This window comes from Bacteroides muris (ex Afrizal et al. 2022) (assembly GCF_004793475.1).
In the GTDB taxonomy this organism is placed as follows: Bacteria; Bacteroidota; Bacteroidia; order Bacteroidales; family Bacteroidaceae; genus Bacteroides; species Bacteroides muris.
The window spans coordinates 1-23,080 of record NZ_SRYZ01000016.1; the positions used below are offsets into that span (position 1 = coordinate 1).

Consider the following 23,080-nt stretch of genomic DNA (forward strand, 5'->3'; position numbering starts at 1 on the left):
AGGACATCCGGACACTGGACAGCGCCTTTCTGGTGCGGAATATCGACCTCGCCTTTGAGGCGTGGCGGAAACCTTGGGCGCGGCAAGTGCCTTTTCCCGTCTTCTGCCGCTACATTCTGCCCTATCGCATCAGTAGGGAATATCCCTCGGGACTGCGTAAGGAGATGATGGACCGGTTCATTCCCCTGCTCGACTCCGCCGGTGTCTCCTCTCCGCTGGAGGCTTGCTCGCTGCTGAACAGGAAGCTTGCAACGGTGATGCGGTACAAGAAGAACTCCCTGCCCTTCTATCCCACCATCGAAGAGACGTATGCCTGGGGAGGTGCCCGATGTGAAGGCCTGTGCGACCTGGGATTGTTCGTGATGCGTGCCGCCGGCATACCCGTGGTGATGGACAAGACCCTGTGGACCCGTATGGACTGGGGACACAACTGGGGGGCCGTGTGGCACGAGGGACGCTTCCACAGCTTTGCCCCCGGAGAACAGTTGCCGGGAGAGTATCTGCCGGTGTTGAACAGCCGGGGGCATTTGAGACCTGCCAAGGTCTATCGCTCCCATTTCGACCCTTGTCCCGTATCCGGCAGCGAAGAGGTGCCGGACGACGGCTATGGCACCTGGCTGAAAAGCCCCTTGCTGGAAGATGCCAGTATGGAGTACCTTGACCGCCCCGTCGACGTCCGTGTGTCGACCGACCGCATCCGTGAGTTCGCGCATGCCTCGGGTCAGGTCTATCTCTGCGCCTACAACTATTACGAATGGGAGCCTGTCGCCGTGGGGTGCCGCACCGATACGACGTGCCTGTTCCGGCAGGTGGGAGGCGACAACATCTTCATCGTGGCGGATTCTCCCGCTGCAGGACAGCTCCGCTTCCTCACCGCCCCGTTCCATGCGGATGCGCACGGGCATATACGCAAGTTCATCCCCCGGCCGGACCGGCCACAGGCGTTTACGTTCCCGAAACGGAAAAGGCTGCTCAAGCGGCCTTACACGCTGCACTACTGGGATGTGGAGGCGGCCGCGTTCTCGCCGTTGGAATACGGCGGCACCTCCGATTCCACCCAGAGCTATACGAACATTCCGGAGAATGCGCTGTTGTGGTTCACCGTGCCCGACCGCATCGTCAACCAGCGGGTGTTTTTTCTGGAAAACGACAGTGTGATAACCATGAACCTGATAAGATAGTAAGGATGGAGGATAGGGAAAGCAAGAAGAAAGGATGGAAGAACCGGATGGGACAGGATATGGAAAAGAATAAGATGAACAAGGTGAAGTACGGAATTGGTTTCTGAATGTTATTGCTTTGAGTTGACTTCGGTACCTGGATTACTGAAAAGGGCATCTTGCCCGCCATGCTTTTACCAGAGCCGTTTTCACCAGCAATTACCGTCAATCCGTTCAGTTTCACGTTTGCCGATTTCACTTTTGCGATATTCTCTATTTGAAATCTCATAAGTAACCTCTTTTTTCGTAACTTGCGCTCATTATCGTAGACTTGGATAAATTTGAAAAACAAAGCAATGAAGCAAAAAGGAAAACATAAGGGATTATTGTGTTTTTTGGTGGTTAGTGTGTTTGTTGGTGGCATTGCTGTTTTTGCATTGCACCGATATCGGGTGGAATCTTGGAAAGAACAGGCTCGCCATACCTTTCGTGAGGCTTTGCAAGATGAATTAAAGAAAAGGGATATACACGTTTTTTTCTATTCGAGCGGTTATAGCAGACTCTATAATGACTTGAAAGACACCGTAACGATGCAAAGAAGTGAATCGGAGAAAAAGGATTTCATTATTCCTCCTGAAAGGCTTTCAAATTATATGGGTGAATCTTCCATTTCCAGATTAATGCACTCATATATATTAGAGAAATATCCTTTGCAGGCAGACGCGGTAGCAGATAATTGGAGAAAAAGACTGGCAGAAAAAGGATTCTTGGGGAAAACCACCGTACGCATAGCTGTATTGGATTGGGACGAACACGAAGCTTCTACTTTTTCAGGCGATTCGTCTTATGTGGCAAAATCGGATAGTCTGGTATCCTATTATATAGGTAAAAGATGTGAGGTCGCTTCCACAGGATATATACATTGTTCCTGGCTGTCGGCTTTTACGGTTAGCGATATGGTTTTGTTGTGTTTCTTCGTTCTTTTTTGTGTCTTATTGTATTTATGCCGCAGTTATATATGTGTGCTTTATTATCGTATGTTGCGTGGCTCAAGCCCGGCACAGCCTGCTTCACTTGTATCTATAGAGGTAGGGGAACAGAACCCGGTTATGGCTGTCGCTGAATCAGGACCGCATGTATACCGTTTGGAAGATGGATTGTTGTTCGATGCCGATTCGAGAATTTTGCGTAAGGGTGATAAGACTGTAAAGTTAACAGCATCGTTGGCAAAATTGTTGAAACATTTTTTGGAAGCGCAGGAGTACAGATTATCCATGTCCGAAATTAAGCAGATATTATGGCCGGAGGATATGGATGTTGCAGATAGCAGAGTGCATACAATGGTGGGAAGGCTGCGTAAAAGCTTGTCCGAAATTTCAGAGTGGCAAATCGTAAATGGAATCCTTTGTTACCAGTTAAAAAGATGCTCCAATGAGTAAAATTAGAGTAGATTTTTTGTGAGAATGGGTATATTTACGTCTGATATTGTCTGACAAAGTCTAACAAAATAATAATTTTTTCCGTTTGTTAGACTTTGTTAGACTGAATATTTGGTGATTCTTTTTCTTTTTCAGTACTTCGTGGCATCTTTAATATAAAAAATGTATATCGTTATGAAGAACTTGAAAAAGAAAATTTGGGTTATTGGTTTGTTTTTGGTTGTAGCGACGGCTGTGTCTTTTCATATCAATACAGAAAAGAGCCGGTTGGATGCTTTGATGTTTGAGAATGTGGAAGCATTGGCGTCAGACGAATGGGGACCAAATGTCGACTGTGTTGGCTCCGGGTCTTTAGATTGCCCTCGAATTCATGTAAAAGTATATTTTATAGCCAATGCTCGTTAATCTGATAAGAACTTTGTGCCTGCTGTTTCTATTGGCAGCGTGTACCTCTGCTCCCCACAAGGCAGGATTGGTTTATGCTGATTTCCCGGAAACCCATGAGTTGAAGGGAGAGGCAATCCCTTTGGATACAGCCTTGTTCCGCTATCCTTTCCGTATTCGGGTGCAGGAAGATAAGGTTTTTGTGCTCGATTTGCACGGCACCGATCACTTCTGCCATGTCTTTCGTTATCCCGATTTCTCTTATTGGACTTCTTTCGGCAAGCGTGGAGAGTCGCCTGACGAGCAGCTTTCTGTCGAAAATATCCGATGGAATGGGAAGAAATTGTGGCTTCTTGATGCCAATAAGTCCGAATTAACTCGGTTTGGTTGTGCTTTATCCGGTGATTCACTGTTTCGTCAGGAAACGGTGAAGCTGGATAGAGCTCTTCTTCGGGCTTTGGACTTTGCTATGGTGGACGATTCTACCTTTATCATTCCCGATTATTCGGGCGATAACCGTTTTTGCCGGGTGAACAGGCAAGGCAGGTTATTGCATAAAATGGGGGTAATCCCTTCTTCCAATGAGGAGGCTTTGCAGAACGCCCGTCCTGCGCTGGCGCAAGCATGGCGCAGCTTCATTGACTACAATCCGCGCAACGGCGTGCTGGCAGCAGTCACCCAGCTGGGTGAAGTGCTCGAAGTCTATAACTTGAAGGACAGTACGCACGTGGTGCGCATCGGTCTTCACGGTGAACCGGAGTTCAAGGTTGCCGAAGGCTATGGTATTCCTACGGGCATTATGGGTTTTAGCGATGTGCAGGTCACGGACAAAGCCATTTATGCCGTGTTCCACGGACGCTCTTTCAAGGAGATTATGCAGAACGCTCAAAAAGGCATCCAGGTAGATGGCGGGCAATACATCTATGTATTCAGTTTGCATGGCGAGCCTCTTTGCAAATATGTGCTCGACCACTATATTTATGGTATATCTGTGAATGAGTCGGAAGGAATCATCTATGCCACAGATGTGAACCAAGATGACCCGATAATGAAGTATAAGATGAAATAAAAAAGGGAAAATATGAAAGGGACTGGAGAAGAGCGGACGGATAACGTTTTGTAGCAGCATCACGACCCGCCCGTTCTGTAACCTTTCCCAGAAAGGAGGTATCGGCAAAGATAATGATTTAGTTTGAATAAGCAATGCGTTTGCTTCTTCCGTTGAAAGGATAGATACGGAAATAGATAAGAATTAAAAAGAATAAATTTTAAAAGTAGAAAAACAATGAGAAAGAAGATTATGAAAGCTGCATTTGTTGCCGCATTTGCAGCAGTGGCAGGATATGGAATTTATACGAATCAGAGAACAGAAACAATGTCGGATTTGATGCTGGCTAATGTGGAGGCGTTGGCTGGCGGAGAATCTGGACGTGAGGATTGTACGAGTGCTTCTGATATTTGTTCAGAGCTTGTGATTTATCCGGATGGTGATTATGGTGAAGATATATTATTGGGTTATACCAAAAAACCGGGCTGGTTATAACTTCTTTTGACGGAGATGTGTCATTTCCCTCTTTTTATAGTTTTTATATTTGGGGTGTTGTGACACACCTTCTTTATTAAATAGTTAATTTATGGAAAAATTGTTGCATTTTATTGGTACAATATTTGCAATGCTTACTGTAGTCATATTTGTAGGCTGTAATGTCGTTAATCATAGTGAAGGATTAGGGGAGTCGGGGACGGTTTATAATTTGCAAGTAAAGAGTAGGCAAGAACTTTTAATGGGGAATGGAAGAATGGCAATGATTGATTCGTTCTTGATAATTGTCTCTTCCGGTCCTGACGATATATGTAGAATCTACGATATATATGATAATAATAAGGAGATATGTGCTTACGGAAAGACAGGAAATGGTCCTGGTGAATTTATCCAACCGCTGCTAACCTATGCTTGGAATAATGAATTTGGACTGAATGAAATGAATAAACAAGAATTGGCTATTCTTGCTATTGACAAACCGAATACGGGAGAAGCCATTGTTGTACACGAAGAGAAAAGATTAAAAGCCTCTTATCAGAAAAAAAAAGGCGAATGGACTCCCACCGGCTATTTTATCACCAAGCTGGATAGCTCGCATTATGTATCCTTGGTTGGTGTGGAGGACGGACGGTTCTTTTCGCTGTCCAACAGTACGTTGCAACATATTGATTACTTTGGCGAGTCGCCAATAAAAGAAGACTTACCGCCTATTGCAGCTCGCAACAGGTTGAGCGGAAAAATAGCGACTTATAATGGGAGAATGGTATTTGGAACGGTCAAATTGCCTTATTTGGTATCCTATAAGATATGTGATGAAAAGATGGAAAAAATGTGGAGCTTATATTATGCAGAAACCGGCTATGGCGTAAAGAATGGTGATTTGCTTTTTGATAAGGACAGAGCCAGAGGCCCTTTATTGGATTTGAAAATGGATTCAAAGTATATCTATGCTCTTTATTTGGACCAGCTACTGAGTGATTATGACCATTATAATGTAGAGAAGTCGACTTCAAATAAAATTCTGGTCTTTGATTATGACGGTAATAATGTAGCTTGTTTTAATCTTGGTTGTAGAATACAAGAAATGGCGATTTTGCCTCAAGGACAAAAAATGTATGGATTGACTCAATATCCTGATTTTTCTTTGGTCGAATTCGTTTTGCCGGATGAATTATATCAATCGGAGTAATGTTAAGTATTTTTTCTTAATATAATCGGTATGGCTGAAGAAAAGGTAATTAGAAATCTTTAGCCATACATTTACTTGAAATTTATAATTGGTTAATATTGAATTCCATGAAAATAAAATTAGTATTCTGTCTTTTGGCTGTTGTGTTTTGTAGTGGATGCGGTTCGAAAGACCCCAAGGCAAAATGGCAAAAAAAGAGAGCGAATATAATCAATGTCAAAGATGATATCAAAGAAATAGATACAGATGATGTGTTGATAGGCTCTTTGGCTAAACCTTATATATGTGGCAAATATTTGGCTATTGCGGATTACAAATCATCAGACAAGAAAGTTCGTCTCTATGATCTTCATACATTGAAATATGTGCTGAGCTTTGGAGATATAGGGCAAGGGCCGACAGAAATATCCGTTCTTGGAACGGTTGCGTGGAATGAGGGCGACTATGATTTGTATGTGACAGACCATGGACAGCGTAGAATTCTAAGATACAACTTGGACAGTCTTCTTACAGACTCCTTATATTCTCCGACTATCAAACTAAGATTTGGTGATGGCAATGCAACTTTCCCCAATGATTATTACTATATAAATGATACACTGTCGTTTGGCTTATTCATTATTCCTATGGCATCCTCTTCTTATAAGTGGACCGGTGGAAAATGGAATATGAAGACTGGTGCAATGCAGCTGATAGATTATGTTCATCCGGCTGACGATAAGAAAAGAATTTCTTTTACTTTCTCACTTCAGCATAATACGTTAGTAGAGTGCAATCAACGATACGACTTGATGAGTTTGTATAATCTGAATGGGGAATTGTTGTGTAATGTTTATGGCCCGAGTTGGGATAAGAAAGGTGATAGAAAAGCACATTTCAAAAATGCAACAGTTTATAAGGATAAAATTATAGTATCTTATATTGGAGAAGACTGGAGGAACAATAATGGTGCAAGGATGCTCCATGTTTTTGATATTGGCGGAGATTATTTGAAGACATTGGATGTGGGATATAAAATTAATTATTTATGTTGTGACGAAAAAAATGGTAGGCTGATTATGAATCTGGATGCTGAAATTCAGTTTGGTTATTTGGATTTGGATAAGATTATTTAATGTCCCAATATCTTGTGTAATGAAAAAAAAGGCTTTGTAGCTCGGTGTGTCTTATACGTGAAAAAGGTGAATATAATTATTGAGGATGTTGGAATTTTGTTGCAGACATGGAGTAAAAAGAGATTCGGTTTCTTGAGGATTTGACATTTACAGTGAAGGGTGCGGATACCGTGGCCTTTCCACAAGGGCACAGCGAGAAACATCTTTTCCGGTGTCCTTTTTCTCTCCCACAGCATCTTGCAATCAAGGTTGCAAGATTTCTTGGCTTAACAACTCTATATATCAGAAATTTGTTGTATCATTGTGACCGGAAACTATTTATAAACCAACCATGGAAAAAGAAGATTGGCAGCAGCTATTGATATACGCGTTTATAGGCATTGTGGCAGCGGGAGTTACCGGCTGGTTTCTGTATCAGCACCGGCTGGAGTACTGGTAGATACAGGCGCGCGACGCTTTTCGTCCGACTTTGATAGAGGAGTTGAGAAAACGGGATGAAAAGGCGTTTTCTTTTCGAGAAGGAACGAAGGGGGGAGATGGAAATGAAGGAATTAACAAAGATTCTGTGGGAGAACGATTGCGGGTAAGAATGACTGCTCAGTGTGGGAAGAAGGAATTTCTTGTTCCTTATGAGAAGATTTATTGTTATATACACGATTATTCCAATTCCAGTCTGTACCATTCTTATATATTGGATAAGTTTCCTTTGAAAGCGGATTCATTGGCTAAGAGCTGGCGGCATTTGTTGGTCAGCAAGGGCTTTTCTGGAAAAATCGCGGTGCGTGTTTCTGTACTCGATTGGGAAGAACGCGAAACTCATGTGCTTTCGGGTGATTCGCTTTATGTGGCATCATCGGATAGCCTTTTATCTTATTATATAGGTAAAAGGTGTGAAGTTGCTGTTACGGGATATGCCCATTGTTCCTGGCTGCAGGCTTTCACAACTAAAGATAAGGTTTTATTGTTTCTTCTCTTTCTTTGCGCCATTCTTTTGTTTTTTATAGATAATCTGTATCGTCGTTTCAAGAAAAAGACAATGCTTGTTCATTTGGAACAGGTACCGGAGGTGACTGTTGTTGAACCTCGTTCATCTCGTGTCTATCATTTTGGTGACGAATTGTTTTTTGATGTAGATGCAAGCATGCTGTATACAGAGAATAAGCATGTGGAATTGGCTCCGATGCTTTCTAAGTTGCTACAAGGCTTTTTGGAGGCAGAAGATTACAAGTTATCCATTGATGAAATCATGCATTTGTTGTGGCCGGGTTACGATCTCATCGATAGCAGGGTGCATACCACAGTGGGAAGATTGCGCAAATGTTTGTCCGAAGTTTCCGATTGGCAAATAGTCAACAATTCTTCCGTCTATCAACTGAGAAAAAAGACTTGCTTCGATAAGTGATTATAAATATCTTTATATCAATGTCTTGTATCCGTTTCTGACAGAGTCTAACAAAGTCTAACAAATACAAAAATTGTATTTGTTAGACTTTGTTAGACGTTATTTTTGGTATTCTCCCGACTTTTTTAGTACTTCGCATCACCATTTAGAGCCTGTTTAAATTTTCTTCAAAAAGTTTTTTCAGCTTCTTCCCAAGCTTCTTTCCGGTCTGTTTTTCTGTTTCTATTCGTCACATAGCCCGCTATGCTCTTCATTAAAACAGAAAAACATCCTCAAAAAGAACTCTTAAAAGAATGCTGAATAAAATTTAAACAGGCTCTTAATTAAATATGTAATCTTATGGAAAATCTGAAAAAGAAAATGCTGTGCATTAGTTTGTTTTTAGTTGTAGTCGTGTCAGTGTGCTTCCGGTTGAATACTCGGAATATGCCTTTGGACAGTTTGATGCTGGAGAATATAGAAGCGCTGGCATCAGGTGAATGGGATGTCGATATTGAATGTATAGGGTTCGGTTCTGTCGATTGTCCGGGAAGATTTGTAAAGGTTTATTTTTATTCGGAAACTTATTTATAGGTTTGAATCGTTTTGTCTCCCTTGCTACGGGTGTAGACAAAGACGGATTTATAATAAGAGTATCAGTATGGAATAGAAAAAAGAAATATAAAAAGGGCTGGAGAGGAGCGGACGGCTAACGTTTTGTTGCCACTTTACGAACCCGTCCGTTCCGTAACCCACCTTGGAAAGGAGGTATCGGCAAAGATAATGATTTAGTTTGAATAAGCAATGCGTTTGCTTCTTCCGTTGAAAGGATAGATACGGAAATAGATAAGAATTAAAAAGAATAAATTTTAAAAGTAGAAAAACAATGAGAAAGAAGATTATGAAAGCTGCATTTGTTGCCGTATTTGCAGCTGTGGCAGGATATGGAGTTTATATGAATCAGAGAACAGAAGCAATGTCGGATTTGATGCTGGCTAATGTGGAGGCGTTGGCTGAAGATGAAGCAAATTCAAATGGTAATACAGGGCCAAGCGAGTTGTATGACTGCCCTCTATGGTTTACTGGTGATGGTATTCATTGCAAGTGTGAAAATTCGTATAATTGTACAACTGTATTATGTTAAACTGACACTATTTTTATCAATTTTCTTCCTGCGCTTTTTTGCAGGAAGAAAATCGAAATGGTTATATTTATTTGACTTATTTGATTTACTTTATAATTATGGAGATTTCTTTTGGATTAAGAAAAATATTAGCTTTTTGCTTGGTTATAGCACTTCTTTCAGGCTGTAAAAAAACGGATAAGCAGCAGACATTCAATGGCAAAACAGTAAATTTTGCTATGGAAAAACTTGCGGAACAACAGAATATGCTTAATAGGGTGGATTCAATATCGTTTATTCCATTAAATGCAGTTTGTGAAGATGCGTTGTTAAAACAGATAAATAAATGCTCGGTTGTTGATGATAAAATTTATTTATTAGACTATTTTGGAAATGCTTCTTTGACGGTTTGGGACAACACTGGAACTTTTCTTTATAAGATTGGGCATCAAGGGCAAGGACCTGGTGAATATTCCAAAATAACGGATTTTGATGTGGCTAATCAAAACATTTATTTGTTAGATTCCGGTCAAAGAAAAATTTTGGAATATAATTTAAATGGAGATTTCAAAGATGAATATTCTTATAACGGCAAATTGGAGGGGGTAAATGACTTAATCGTTACTTCGGACGGAAATTTTCTATTAGGATTGGATGTTGAATTAAGTATGGACAATCAATTAATATTGACCGATTCAGAGTTTAATATAAAACAGGTTCTATTGTCTTTTGATGAGAGAACGACACGTGGTCATTTGAATATTGGCAGCCTTAGAAGGTGTGCTACAAACATAGTTTACTATTATCCGATCTCGGATGATATCTATATATTGAATGCGACTGGTGAAGTGAAAGAAAAATACGAAATAACTTTTAATAAAAGTATTCCGAAAAGTATGCGAAACAATTACCAAGAAGTGGTAAAACAGAGAAAATCAAACGAATTTAGCTATTTTTACGAAACGCCTTTTGTTTGTGGGAATTTCTTATTATCCTCCATTTTTTATGGTTCTAAGAAAGCAATGCTTGCAATGGATTTGGAGAAACAAACTTTCTCGAAAGTCGTATATAATAAAGATATTGTTTTGTCAATTTCGCATTTCAACTTTCCAATATATATGGACGAAACACGTATATATTGTTGGCTGAATTCTGCGGCTTATAACCTGTTTGATGAAGAATCAAAGAAAAGAATGGGCAGTGGAATACTAAAGCATTTGGAAAACGGAGAAGATGCTTTGGTCGTTTATTATTTAAAGCCTAAAAAATAGATGTTTCACATGAAAAAATTGCTATATATTTGTATAATCATATTCATTTGCGGAGCTTGTGGAAATGATAGAGAGAATGATATTATAAAACGGATTCGAACTTGGGAAAATAGAACAATACTTTTCCCAAAAAATACGGTTTTCACAAAGGGTGGAATAGATACAGTTGATTGGGATTTTTCAAGCTCATATAAAATTATGACTTATGTTGACTCTTCCGGTTGTTTAAGTTGCAAATTACAACTTTTGGAGTGGAAAAAACTTATAAAAAGTACGCAAAAACAGTTCCCTGATTCAGTCCGTTTCCTATTTATTTTTTCTCCATCGCAAAGAACTGCATTATTACATGAACTTAATATCGCTCAATTTGATTATCCAATTTGTATAGATGAAAATAATTTGATAGAAAAATTAAACAATTTTCCAGTTGATGCAAAATTTCAAACATTTCTCTTAGATAAAGATAATAAAGTTATAGCCATCGGGAATCCCATCCACAACCCTAAGATAAAAGAACTCTATCTAAGGATTATCCAAGGCGGACAGATTAGCGAAGAGAAGGAAAGCAAGCAGATAATGACCGAGGTTGGTATGGATGCAACTTCTGTGTCCTTGGGCAGTTTCGACTGGCATAAGGAGCAAAAGGCGACCTTCACTTTGAAGAATACAGGCGGCAACCCTTTGGTGATACAGGATGTCACCACCTCTTGCGGCTGCACCACCGTATCCTATTCCAAGGAACCGACCCATCCGGGCAAGGAGATAACATTGGAGGTGGTCTATAAGGCGGAGCATCCGGAACACTTCTCCAAGACTGTCACCGTGCATTGCAATACGGCTTCCTCACCAATACGACTGTCCCTGTCCGGAGATGCAAAATAACAATGAGACTGGCATGGATATATTGAGAAGAACTTTCCGCTTTTTTCCGGCATGCGCATTCCTTGTTGTGCTGTGCTTGCAGTCGTGCCGCCGGGATGCTGCGCTGGAGCGTGCCCTTGCCTTTGCCGGCGACAACCGCCGTGAACTGGAAGGCGTGCTGCTGCACTACAAGGACGACAGCCTGAAACAGGCCGCCGCCCGTTTCCTGATAGCGAACATGCCCTACCACTTCTACGAGGAGGAATTCTACGCGCTTCCCGGAGGGGGGAGATACCGTCCGCGGCTGACGGATTTCCCCACGGAGGAGGCGTGCAAGGCACACCTCGACTCGCTGGCAAGGGCCGGACGCATGGGGGAGCGCCACCGTTACAAGGACATCCGGACACTGGACAGCGCCTTTCTGGTGCGGAATATCGACCTCGCCTTCGAGGCGTGGCGGAAACCTTGGGCGCGGCAAGTGCCTTTTCCCGTCTTCTGCCGCTACATTCTGCCCTATCGCATCAGTAGGGAATATCCCTCGGGACTACGGAAGGAGATGATGGATAGGTTCATCCCTCTGCTCGACTCCTCCGGTGTCTCCTCTCCGCTGGAGGCTTGCTCGCTGCTGAACAAGAGGCTTGCAACGGTGATGCGGTACAAGAAGAACTCCCTGCCCTTCTATCCCACCATCGAAGAGACGTATGCCTGGGGAGGTGCCCGATGTGAGGGCCTGTGCGACCTGGGATTGTTCGTGATGCGTGCCGCCGGCATACCCGTAGTGATGGACAGGACCCTGTGGACCCGTATGGACTGGGGACACAACTGGGGGGCCGTGTGGCACGAGGGACGCTTCCACAGCTTTGCCCCCGGAGAACAGTTGCCGGGGGAGTATCTGCCGGTGTTGAACAGCCGGGGGCATTTGAGACCTGCCAAGGTCTATCGCTCCCATTTCGAACCCTGTCCCGCGTCCGGCAGCGGAGAGGTGCCGGACGACGGCTATGGCACCTGGCTGAAAAGCCCCTTGCTGGAAGATGTCAGTATGGAGTACCTTGACCGCCCCGTCGACGTCCGTGTGTCGACCGACCGCATCCGTGAGTTCGCGCATGCTTCGGGACAGGTGTATCTCTGCGCCTACAACTATTATAAATGGGAGCCTGTCGCCGTGGGGTGCCGCACCGATACGACGTGCCTGTTCCGGCAGGTGGGAGGCGACAACATCTTTATCGTGGCGGATTCTCCTGCGGCAGGGCAGCTCCGCTTCCTCACCGCCCCGTTTCATGCGGATGCACACGGGCATGTGCGCAAGTTCATCCCCCGGCCGGAACGGACGCAGGCATTTACGTTCCCGAAACGGAAAAGGCTGCTCAAGCGGTTTTACACGCTGCACTACTGGGATGTGGAGGCGGCCGCGTTCTCGCCGTTGGAATACAGCAGCACTGCCGACTCTACCCAAAGCTATACAAACATACCGGAGAATGCACTGCTGTGGTTCACCGTGCCCGACCGCATCGTCAACCAGCGGGTGTTCTTTCTGGAAAACGACAGTGTGATAACCATGAACCTGATAAGATAGGAGGAGAGATGGAGGAAGGGAAGAAGCAAGGATCCATGAGGACGTGGCTGGAGAGGCTGACGAACATCGCTTTCGGGGTTTGTGTGCTTGTGGTGGTCTATTGTGTGCTGCAAGTGTTTGTGGTGACCTCCTTCAAGATTCCCAGCGACTCGATGTCTCCCACCTTGCTGCCGGGCGATTATGTGCTGGTTGACAAGTGTTCGGCAGGCGCACGCCTGTTCGACGTGCTCGACGCGGTGGAAGGGAAAGAGGTGGACATACACCGTCTGCCGGGCTGGAGGAAGTTCCGCAGGGGCGATGTGCTGGTGTTCAACTTTCCTTATCGGTCGGGGCGCTGGGACAGCATCGCCTTTGATGTGATGCGCTATTATGTGAAGCGTTGCGTGGCCGTTCCGGGCGACACTTTGGCAATCAGGAAAGGCTATTACCGGGTTGCGGGCCACGAAGGAAACATCGGCTTTCTGCCTGCCCAGAAGTGCATCTCCATGCTGCCCGATAGCGGGGCTGCGGGGATACAGATGGAAACCTTTCCCTGGGACAAGCGCCGGGGGTGGACGGTGAAGGAATTCGGCCCTTTTCCTGTTCCCGCCCGTGGACAGACGGTCGGGATGGACTCTACGTCGTGGAGGCTTTACGGGCAGTTGGTGGGCTGGGAACAGGGGAAGAAGTTGCGTATGGATGAACAAGGCCGCATCCTGTTGGGCGACAGCCTGATACGTGAGTACCGCTTTCAGGAAAACTACTACTTCGTGGCAGGCGACAAGGCGGAGAATTCGCAGGACTCCCGTTACTGGGGGCTGCTGCCCGAACCGTTTATCGTGGGGCGTGCAGTAAGGATATGGAAATCGGTCGAACCGGATGAAGATACAAGATGGGATAGGATATGGAAAAAGATAGAATGAACAAGGTGAAGTAATGAACCGGAAGGAATCGTTTATGACACAGATATAAACAAAGATGAATCGATTATACGCTATCGAATAAAATAAAAGAGGAAAATATAAATGGGACTGGAGAGGAATGGACGGATAACGTTTTGTTGGCACACTACGACCCGCTCGTTCCATAACCCACCCAAGAAAGGAGGTACAGGCAAAGATACAAAATTAGTTTAAACAAGCCCTTTTATAAGCAAGTAAGAAATTCCTATTCTCTTTGGGAATAATAAGAATTAGTTCTGAATAAAACTAAAAATAGAGTGTATAGCTATTGTGAATGGTTACTTGCTAATATAAAACTTGTAATAAGCATGTTCGATAAGGCATGCTTATTACTCTGTAACTTTAAAATATTAATAATGTATGATGAAAAAAAACTTTTTATTTATGCTTTTGCTAATATGTATGTTAGGAGGGTGTAAAGATGAAAAACATGATTCAGTATTAAATCTGTTTTCTGAATCTCAACAATTATTTCAAGAGAAAGAGAATCTAATCAAAGATGAGTTTTTGGCTGTAATAGAGGGGATGACTTGTAATGAAGAATATTTGATTGTTTACGATCTTCATTCTGGTGATAGCTATACTCTTTTTGATAGAAAAACAGGTGCATATATTACTCGTTTTGGAACTATAGGACAAGGGCCGGGTGAAATACCTGCAGGCTGTTATGGCTATATGTTGAACAAATGCTTTTCTGTGTTTGATAATCAAACACGGGTAGTAATGAAGTATAAACTTGATGCTTTGCGCAGTGACAAAACGGATGGGGAAAATCCGGTTCGTTTAACGAAATATGACATTCCGGATAGTCAAATATCAAGACTTATTGCAATTGATGACAGTACTTTTTTTGGCGCTGGCACATACCAATCTCGTTATCAATACTTGTTGTTTAATAAAAATAGTGACGTATTAGATTATGGAGTAGACATTTATAATGCTTCTGATGAGTCCTTTAATCAATATACTAAATATTTATCTAATCAAGGGGATTTGGTTATGCAACCGGAGAAGAAGTTTTTTGCTTATTCTCTTAATTTCTCATCCAATTTGGATATTATAGAGAATATTAATGGAAAAATTAAGTTGAAAAAGTCATTAAGATTTGGTAATCCGATATACAAACCCGGGGCGGAAGCAGATGGCTTGTACCAAAGTGTGGATATGACAGAAGATACCCAAGTGGGGTATATCAATCTCTGTGCTACAACCAAGTATTTATATGCTTTATACTCTGATAAGAAAATATATGAAAATGGTCGTAAATCCAACCTTGTGTTGGTCTTTGATTGGGGAAGGTAATGCTATAAGAAAATATCTATTGGATGCTGATGCTCATTATATTGCTGTTGATGAAATAGGGCAAAAAATTTTTGCTGCAGTGAAAAATACAGAAGGAGGTTGGAGTATAGCATCTTATGTGCTATGAATTAATGATTTGTTCTCTTTATATTCCTGCACAGGAAGGTGTTGAAACAAGTCTGCTGCCCGAACGGTTTATCGTGGGCGTGCAGTGAGGATACGGAGATTGGTCGACAGCCGAGGGAAGATACGCTGGGAAAGAGTATGGAAACAAGTGGAGTGAAATGGCGATAAGAAAATATGTAATAGGGTATGCGGGAGATGGTCTGCGCGTAGCAGCTGTGATAGCCGTGCTTTCTATGGTTTGCAGCGTTAGCACCGGACTGCCTGCGGATGAAACGATAGGGCAATGGGTGTGGTTCGACCGTGCCTCGTTAGGGGTGCTGCCTTGCATCTTGCTTTCGTTTCTTTGGAGACGTGGCGAAAAAGGCATGTCGTTTGGTACGGCCGTGGTATGGGCTTTGATGCTCTTGGGCGGTGTAGAGGCGGTGTGGGGGCTGTGTCAGCTCTATGGCTCAGTGGCTTCCAGGCACTCCTTGTATGCTTTGACCGGAAGTTTCTTCAATCCGGGTCCCTATTCGGGTTATTTGGCTATGACGCTTCCGGTATGTTTGCACCAATGGCTTGCAAGAAGCGGACCTGCAAAGAATGTAGCAGGAGGAGTGGCATTGCTTATCCTTTGTGTGCTTCCGGCGGGTATGAGCCGTTCGGCATGGTTGGCTGCGGGCTTCTCCTGCTTGTGGGTGTATGGCGGCGTGAAAGGGTGGAAAGAGCAAATGGCTGTTTGGTGGCGGCAGCACCGGAAGCATATACCGGTGGCTGTAGCTATCGGTCTGTGCTTGCTGTTGGTGGCGGGCTGGTGCCTGTTTTCCTTGAAGCCCGATTCGGCACGCGGACGCCTGTTTATGTGGAAAATGGCTTGTCGTGCTATTGCAGAAAAACCTTTTGCCGGATATGGAATCGGCGGCTTCTCTTCGGCTTACGCTGATGCGCAGGAGGCCTATTTCGCCACGGGGGATTATGCCTTGTGGGAGGAATATGTGGCGGGAAGCCCCGAATATGCCTTCAACGAGTATCTGCAGGCGGCTGTGGAATTGGGAATTCCCTTGACGGCAGGATTATTGATTGTCGTTGCTTTCTGCCTCTGGATGGGTATGCGGAAAGGACGGTTGGGGCTTTGTGGCGCTTTGCTCTCGCTGATGATTTTCTCTTTCTCCTCCTATCCGTTGCAGCTTCCGGTGGGTATAGTAACGTTTCCGGTGTTGCTGTGGGCGTGTGTGGAGAGTGGAGGGCGTGGGGCATGGCTGTTGTTCGCCTTGTTGGCAGGAGGAACAGGGCTTTTCCGGTTGCAGGACGATAGGCAGATGGAACGGGCTTGTCGGGAATGGGCGAATGTGCGGGTGCTGTATCGTGCCGGTGCAAGCCGTCCGGTCACGGAAGGGTACGAAAAACTTTATCCTGTGTTGAAAGAGCGTGCTGCCTTCCTGTTTGAATACGGGCATGCGCTTCATAAGTCGAAGCAGTTTGAAGCGTCCAACCGCATCCTGCAAGAGGCGTTGCTGCATAGCAGCGACCCGATGATACTGAATATCATTGGCAAGAACCATCAGGAGATGGGGGATTACCCGTCCGCGGAAGCATGGCTTCTTCGCTCCACACACCGGCTTCCGGGACGCATCTATCCTTACTATCTGCTGGCAAAGCTCTATGCACTTCCAGCCTACCAACAGCCGGATAAGTTTGAAAAGATGAAACAGTTGGTGCTGACGAAAGAACCGAAGGTACATTCCACGGCGGTCAGGCAGATGAGGGAGGAAGTGAAAGGATTAAAGATTAAGGATTAGGGATTGGTTGGCAAGGAGGTAAAGCTGTGAGGAGGTAGATGTGGTTGTTCTCAGATAGATTTTCTTGAATATGATAAATAATCTGAATTAATCGATCTAAATGCCGTATTTGTTAAACAAAAGATTTATTTTAGCCTAATAGAAAAAATGATAGAAATATGAAAACACGAAATTACCGATACTTACTGTGCTTGGCGGTTGTTTTGCTGGCGGCTTGTTCTGATGCCGGCAAAGAGAAGAGCGCGGAAGAGGGGGTGACAACCGTATTGCCGCAGGACCATAATGAAGTGACGGTGCAGACCTTGAAGTATGAAATCTTTGAACATGAACTGGTGAGCAACGGGAAGACGTCGGCAGGAGCAATGGCCGATTTGAAATTTGAAACGACGGGCGTGGTGGCTCATATTTATGTGAAGAACGGCGACCGCGTGGTTAAAGGACAGAAGCTGGCCGAGCTGGATAAATTTCGTTTGAAGAACAAGACGGCACAGGCGGAAGATGCCCTTGAAAAGGCCAAACTGGAGTTGCAGGATGTGCTGATAGGACAGGGCTATCCGGCAGATGACCATTCGAAAGTGCCCGAGGACATCATGAAGTTGGCACGGGTGAAGAGTGGTTACGACCAAAGCCTTTCGCAATACGAACTGGCGTGTTATGAGGAGGAGCATGCCACGCTGACCGCACCGTTTGACGGGACTGTGGCGAATCTCTTCTCCAAACCTTTCAATGAACCGAGCGCCGCGGAACCATTCTGCACCATAGTAGGCTCGCAAGGCATGGAGGTGGACTTTACGGTACTGGAAAGTGAACTGCCGTTGATAAAGAGCGGTGACAAGGTAATCGTTACCCCTTATTCGGATGCCGGTTCCAAGCAGGAAGGGCGTATCACTCAAATCAATCCGCTGGTGGATGACAAGGGGATGGTGAAGGTAAAGGCATCCGTCAACGGCAAAGGACGGTTGTTCAGCGGGATGAATGTGCGGGTGAACGTACACCGCTCTCTGGGCGAGCGATTGGTAATCCCGAAGAGTGCCGTGGTGCTACGTTCGGGCAAGCAGGTGGTCTTCACTTTGAAAAAAGGAAAAGCACAGTGGAACTATGTGCAGACCGGACTGGAGAATGCAGAGAACTACAGTATGGCCGATGATGCCTTGAAAGAAGGCGATACGGTCATCGTGACGGGAAATGTGAACCTGGCTCATGAGGCACCGGTGAAGGTCGTTGGAAATGGAGAATAATAAGTGTTTCCTCACTTATAAATCATAAATCTTAAATCTGAAAATTTTGTGATAAAGTTCTTAATACATCGTTCCATTGCCGTATTGATGGCGTTTACGGCATGTTTCATTGTCGGGTTGGTGACTTATTTCACCCTGCCGGTGTCTTTGTTGCCCGATATTGCTATTCCGGAAATCACCGTGCAGGTGTCGGTGCAGAACACTTCGGCACGCGAATTGGAGAATACGGTGGTGAAGCCCCTTCGTCAGCAGCTTATCCAAGTGGCTAAACTGAAAGATATGAATAGCGAAACGCGCGACGGGGCAGGCATCATCCGCCTGAACTTTGACTATGGTACGAATACCGACCTTGCCTTCATAGAAGTGAACGAGAAGATTGACGCTGCCATGAACTATCTGCCCAAGGATACCGAACGGCCGAAGGTGATAAAAGCAAGTGCGACGGATATTCCGGTGTTCTATCTGAACCTGACTTTGAAGAATGATGCGGCGGGAATGCAACGTGAAGAAGTGGGAGGGGAGTATGAGGAGACTGGTGCGTTTCTTGATTTGTGCGAGTTTGCCGAGAGTGTGATAAAGCGCCGCATCGAGCAGCTGCCGGAGGTGGCAATGGTGGATGTTACCGGTTTGGTGGAGAGACAGTTACAGATTGTTCCCGACCCCGATAAACTGGCTGTATTGGGGCTTTCCATAGAAGACATAGAAAGAGTGTTGGCGCAGAACAATGTGGAACCGGGCAGCATGACCGTGCGCGATGGTTACTATGAATACAATATCAAGTTTTCCACCCTTCTGCGCACCGAAGAGGACGTGAGGGATATACTTCTGCGCAAAGAAGGACGTATCATCCGTTTGGGTGACTTTTGCGAGGTGGATGTTGTGCCGGCCAAGGAGAAAGGCGTTTCTGTGGCAGGCGGCAAGCGTGCCGTTACGTTGGCCGTCATCAAGCAGGCGGATGAAAACATGGATGATATGAAATCTGCCCTTAATCATACGATGGATTATTTCAAGGAGGTATATCCCGATATTGATTTCAGCATCAGCCGTAACCAGACGGAATTGCTGGACTATACTATCTCTAATTTGCAGCAGAACCTTTCGTTGGGTTTTCTCTTCATCTGCATCGTAGCGGTGCTTTTCTTGGGGGATGTCAAGTCGCCGTTTATCATCGGGCTGAGCATGGTGGTGTCTATTGTGATTTGCTTCTTGTTTTTTTATCTGTTCAAGATGTCGCTCAATATCATTTCTTTGTCGGGGCTGATTCTGGCATTGGGTATGATGATTGACAGCAGCATCATTGTGACGGAGAATATCTCGCAGTATCGTGAACGGGGCTATTCGCTGAAGCGGGCTTGTGTGGCAGGCACGAGTGAGGTGGTGACACCGATGCTCAGCTCGTCGCTAACTACGGTTGCTGTATTTGTGCCGCTGATATTCATGAGCGGCATTGCAGGGGCCCTTTTCTACGACCAGGCATTTGCCGTCACGGTGGGGTTGCTGGTATCTTACTTTACAGGCATCATGCTGCTGCCGGTTCTTTATATGCTGGTCTATCGCATGGGGCTGCGCGGTAAGTTGCGCTTTTTCCGTATTCGCATCAACAATCCGTTGAAGGAGCATACGCTCGACCGTTTCTATGATGCCGGTGTCGACTGGATATTCGCTCATAAGATGATTAGTATGGTTTTCTGTGTGGTTTCCGTTCCATTGTGTGTCTTTCTATTTTATTTCATCGGCAAGGAACGTATGCCCGAGATAGACCAGAATGAACTGATAGCCCGTGTGGAGTGGAATGAAAACATTCATGTGGATGAAAACCGTCATCGGGTAGATGCACTGTTCGGGCAGTTGGAGGATGAAACGGTGGAACAGACGGCGTCCATCGGGCAGCAGGACTATTTGTTGAATCGTGAACAGGCGCTCTCGTCTTCGGAAGCGGAATTGTATTTCAAGACTGCCTTGTCGGCGGAGATTGCTCCTTTGCAGGAGAAAATCTACCGTTGGCTGAAACAGGCATATCCGTTGGCGGTGGTCTCTTTCTCTCCGCCCGAAACGGTATTCGAGAAGCTTTTCGTGACAGGAGAAGCGGATGTGGTGGCTGAACTTTATGCACGCAACAAGGAGAAGACTCCGGTGGCCGACGAACTGCGCGGTCTGGAACAGCGGTTTGCCGACCTGACCGGTGTGGCTCCTACTGGCATTGCGTTTGAAAATCAGTTGGATATAAGTGTCTTGCAGGAGAAATTGTTGCTCTACAATGTTTCCTATGAGGAACTTTACCGCACATTGAAGGCTGCGTTCAAGGAAAACAGCGTGGCAATGCTCCATTCCTACCAGCAGTATCTGCCTATCAGTATTGTAGGAGAGGAACAGACGGTGAATGATGTCTTGCAGCAGACATTGATACAAACCCGTCCGGACGATAAAGGGAGAATAGAGTATGTTCCGTTGCGCGAGCTGATAAGGATTCGTCCCGCCGAAGACCTGAAGACCATTACGGCAGGGCGCAACGGTGAATATATCCCGTTCCGTTTCTATGATGTGGCCGATGCTCCGGAGTTGATGGAGAATGTGAAGCAGGAAGCGGATGCTACGCAAGACTGGGATACCACCTTTTCCGGAAGCTTCTTCTCCAACCGGAAGATGTTGGATGAGCTGGTGGTGATTCTTTTTGTTTCCATCCTGCTGATGTACTTTATCCTTGCAGCCCAGTTCGAGAGTTTTGTACAGCCGCTTATCGTGTTGCTGGAAATCCCGATAGATGTGGCGTTTGCCTTGTTGCTGTTGTGGGTATGCGGACATACGTTGAACCTGATGTCTGCCATCGGAATGATTGTAACGTGTGGTATCATCATCAATGATTCTATTCTGAAGCTGGATGCCATCAACGAATTGCGGAAAGGGGGAATGCCGCTGCTCGAGGCAATTCATGAGGCAGGACGAAGGAGGCTTCGTCCCATCATCATGACATCGCTTACCACTATATTTGCCATGGTTCCGTTGCTGTTCTCGTTCGACATGGGGTCGGAATTGCAGAAACCGCTTTCCATAGCCATGATTGGAGCGATGTTCATGGGGACATTGGTCAGTTTATTCATTATCCCGTTGATATATTGGTTTATATACCGACGTGCTGCCGGAGAGAAAATTTCCTGCAGCATAAAAGAAAGTAAATGATTATGAAGAAAGGAATACTTGTATTACTCGTGAGCTTGGGCATCACGACTTGCTTGGCACAACAGCAGATAACCCTTGACTTGCAACAGACCATTGCATTGGCAAACGATAGTTCGCTGGAAGCTTTTCGTACCAAGAACATGTATCTGGCCGGTTATTGGGAGTACCGCACTTATAAGGCGAACCGGCTTCCCAGTCTGACCTTGAACATGACGCCGGCCCAATACAACCGCGATATCACCAAGCGCTACGACTCCGAGCAGAATCTTGACATCTACCGCAGCCAGCAGTCTTTCTATGCTTACGGGAACCTTGCCATCAGGCAGAATTTTGATTTGACGGGAGGTACGTTCTATCTGGATACAGAACTGGGATATATGCGGAGTTTCGGCAATAACAAGTCCACTCAGTTCACCAGTGTGCCGGTGCGTGTGGGCTATTCTCAGAGTCTGGTCGGTTATAATCCTTTCCGTTGGGAGCGCAAGATTGAACCGTTGAAGTACGAGAAGGCGAAGAAAGAGTACCTTTATAATGCCGAACAGGTGTCCGAGCAGGCCACCACCTACTTCTTTGCCCTTGCCATGGCGCAGGCCGAATATGACTTGGCAAAGGAAAATGCAGTGTCTACTGATACGCTTTATCGCATCGGCATGCAGCGCCTGAAGATAGCTGCCATCAGTAGGGCAGATTTGCTGACGCTGAAACTTGATGTGGTGAATGCACGCAATACGTTGCAAAACGCTATCAGTTCCTTGAAGCGTGCCATGTTCTCGCTGGCATCTTTCCTGAATATGGAGAAAAATGCAAGTATCCAGGTGACGCTTCCGGGACGCCCGCAGACTTTGGTTATACCCGTGGATGAGGCGTTGCAGGCTGCGCAAGCCAACAATCCGCAATTTCTGGGACTCCGTCAGGGAGTGTTGGAGGCCGAACGGAATGTAGACAAGACCAGGAAGGAATCGCGTTTCAATGCCAGCATCAATGCCAGTGTAGGTTTCAACCAGGTGGCGGAGAAGTTCGGTGAGGCATACAAGCACCCCATGCAGCAGGAAATGGTGTCGGTCAGCATATCTGTTCCGTTGGTGGATTGGGGTGTGCGTAAGGGAAAATACAACATGGCGAAGAATAATCTGAACGTAGTGAAGACCTCTGCCCGACAGAACGAAATCGGCATCGAGGAAGAGGTCATTATGACGGTGAACGATTTCAATGTGCAGCAGGACCTGGTGGCAAGTGCCGAAGAAGCGCTCGACCTTGCCGTGCTGGCATACAATGAAACCCGCCAGCGCTTCATCATCGGCAAGGCAGACATCAACAGCCTGACTCTGTCGCTGAACCGCCAGCAGGAAGCTCAACGCAACTACATCTCAGCCTTGAAGGACTACTGGCTGAACTATTACAAAATCAGGAAGTTGACCTTGCACGACTTTGCATCGGGATTCTCACTTTCGGAGAAATTTGATTATAACCAATATTAAC

19 protein-coding genes are annotated in these 23,080 nt (G+C 45.3%); all 19 read left to right on the top strand.

Going from position 1 to position 23,080, the window contains the following annotated elements:
* On the top strand, positions 1 to 1,181 hold a 1,181-nt coding region (locus tag E5355_RS08780; protein WP_136010055.1), incomplete at its 5' end, for a transglutaminase domain-containing protein.
* A gap of 335 nt (positions 1,182 to 1,516) precedes the next feature.
* Positions 1,517 to 2,599 carry a winged helix-turn-helix domain-containing protein gene (locus tag E5355_RS08785; RefSeq protein ID WP_136010056.1) on the top strand — a complete coding sequence of 361 codons (1,083 nt, stop codon included), beginning with the start codon at positions 1,517 to 1,519 and terminating at the stop codon, positions 2,597 to 2,599.
* 174 nt (positions 2,600 to 2,773) lie between these two features.
* A complete protein-coding gene (locus E5355_RS08790; protein WP_136010057.1) occupies positions 2,774 to 3,004 on the top strand; it encodes an NVEALA domain-containing protein in 231 nt (76 codons plus the stop codon).
* Entirely contained in the window at positions 2,994 to 4,052 is a 1,059-nt protein-coding gene (locus E5355_RS08795; RefSeq protein WP_136010058.1) for a BF3164 family lipoprotein, read from the top strand. Before E5355_RS08790 ends, E5355_RS08795 begins: the two co-directional genes overlap by 11 nt.
* A gap of 216 nt (positions 4,053 to 4,268) precedes the next feature.
* The gene (locus E5355_RS08800; protein ID WP_136010059.1) at positions 4,269 to 4,526 is read left to right on the top strand and encodes an NVEALA domain-containing protein; all 258 of its coding nucleotides are present in this window, start codon (positions 4,269 to 4,271) and stop codon (positions 4,524 to 4,526) included.
* Between the two features lie 91 nt (positions 4,527 to 4,617).
* Positions 4,618 to 5,715: a BF3164 family lipoprotein gene (locus tag E5355_RS08805; RefSeq protein ID WP_136010060.1), complete on the top strand. Its 1,098-nt coding sequence runs from the start codon at positions 4,618 to 4,620 to the stop codon at positions 5,713 to 5,715.
* Between the two features lie 107 nt (positions 5,716 to 5,822).
* Positions 5,823 to 6,830 (top strand): 6-bladed beta-propeller, encoded by a 1,008-nt coding sequence (locus tag E5355_RS08810; protein ID WP_246866915.1) that lies wholly within the window; start codon positions 5,823 to 5,825, stop codon positions 6,828 to 6,830.
* Between the two features lie 565 nt (positions 6,831 to 7,395).
* A complete protein-coding gene (locus tag E5355_RS08815) occupies positions 7,396 to 8,232 on the top strand; it encodes a winged helix-turn-helix domain-containing protein (protein WP_136010061.1) in 837 nt (278 codons plus the stop codon).
* A gap of 339 nt (positions 8,233 to 8,571) precedes the next feature.
* Positions 8,572 to 8,805, top strand: a complete 234-nt coding sequence (locus E5355_RS08820) for an NVEALA domain-containing protein (RefSeq protein ID WP_246866916.1) — start codon at positions 8,572 to 8,574, stop codon at positions 8,803 to 8,805.
* A 292-nt stretch (positions 8,806 to 9,097) separates the two neighbouring features.
* On the top strand, positions 9,098 to 9,355 hold the full coding sequence (locus E5355_RS08825) for an NVEALA domain-containing protein (protein WP_136010062.1): 258 nt from the start codon (positions 9,098 to 9,100) through the stop codon (positions 9,353 to 9,355).
* Positions 9,356 to 9,453: 98 nt separating this feature from the next.
* Entirely contained in the window at positions 9,454 to 10,605 is a 1,152-nt protein-coding gene (locus E5355_RS08830; RefSeq protein ID WP_136010063.1) for a 6-bladed beta-propeller, read from the top strand.
* Positions 10,606 to 11,004: 399 nt separating this feature from the next.
* Positions 11,005 to 11,487, top strand: coding sequence for a DUF1573 domain-containing protein (locus E5355_RS20235; protein WP_328515059.1), 483 nt, complete (start codon positions 11,005 to 11,007; stop codon positions 11,485 to 11,487).
* A gap of 13 nt (positions 11,488 to 11,500) precedes the next feature.
* Entirely contained in the window at positions 11,501 to 13,039 is a 1,539-nt protein-coding gene (locus E5355_RS08840; RefSeq protein WP_136010065.1) for a transglutaminase domain-containing protein, read from the top strand.
* A gap of 8 nt (positions 13,040 to 13,047) precedes the next feature.
* Complete coding sequence (gene lepB / locus E5355_RS08845) at positions 13,048 to 13,941, top strand: signal peptidase I (protein WP_136010066.1); 894 nt, start codon at positions 13,048 to 13,050, stop codon at positions 13,939 to 13,941.
* A gap of 399 nt (positions 13,942 to 14,340) precedes the next feature.
* The gene (locus E5355_RS08850; protein ID WP_246866917.1) at positions 14,341 to 15,282 is read left to right on the top strand and encodes a BF3164 family lipoprotein; all 942 of its coding nucleotides are present in this window, start codon (positions 14,341 to 14,343) and stop codon (positions 15,280 to 15,282) included.
* Positions 15,283 to 15,566: 284 nt separating this feature from the next.
* Positions 15,567 to 17,186 carry an O-antigen ligase family protein gene (locus E5355_RS08855; RefSeq protein ID WP_136010067.1) on the top strand — a complete coding sequence of 540 codons (1,620 nt, stop codon included), beginning with the start codon at positions 15,567 to 15,569 and terminating at the stop codon, positions 17,184 to 17,186.
* 158 nt (positions 17,187 to 17,344) lie between these two features.
* Positions 17,345 to 18,424 (top strand): efflux RND transporter periplasmic adaptor subunit, encoded by a 1,080-nt coding sequence (locus E5355_RS08860; protein WP_136010068.1) that lies wholly within the window; start codon positions 17,345 to 17,347, stop codon positions 18,422 to 18,424.
* 48 nt (positions 18,425 to 18,472) lie between these two features.
* Positions 18,473 to 21,601, top strand: a complete 3,129-nt coding sequence (locus E5355_RS08865; RefSeq protein ID WP_136010069.1) for an efflux RND transporter permease subunit — start codon at positions 18,473 to 18,475, stop codon at positions 21,599 to 21,601.
* A gap of 2 nt (positions 21,602 to 21,603) precedes the next feature.
* Complete coding sequence (locus E5355_RS08870) at positions 21,604 to 23,079, top strand: TolC family protein (protein ID WP_136010070.1); 1,476 nt, start codon at positions 21,604 to 21,606, stop codon at positions 23,077 to 23,079.
* Position 23,080 lies beyond the last annotated feature (1 nt).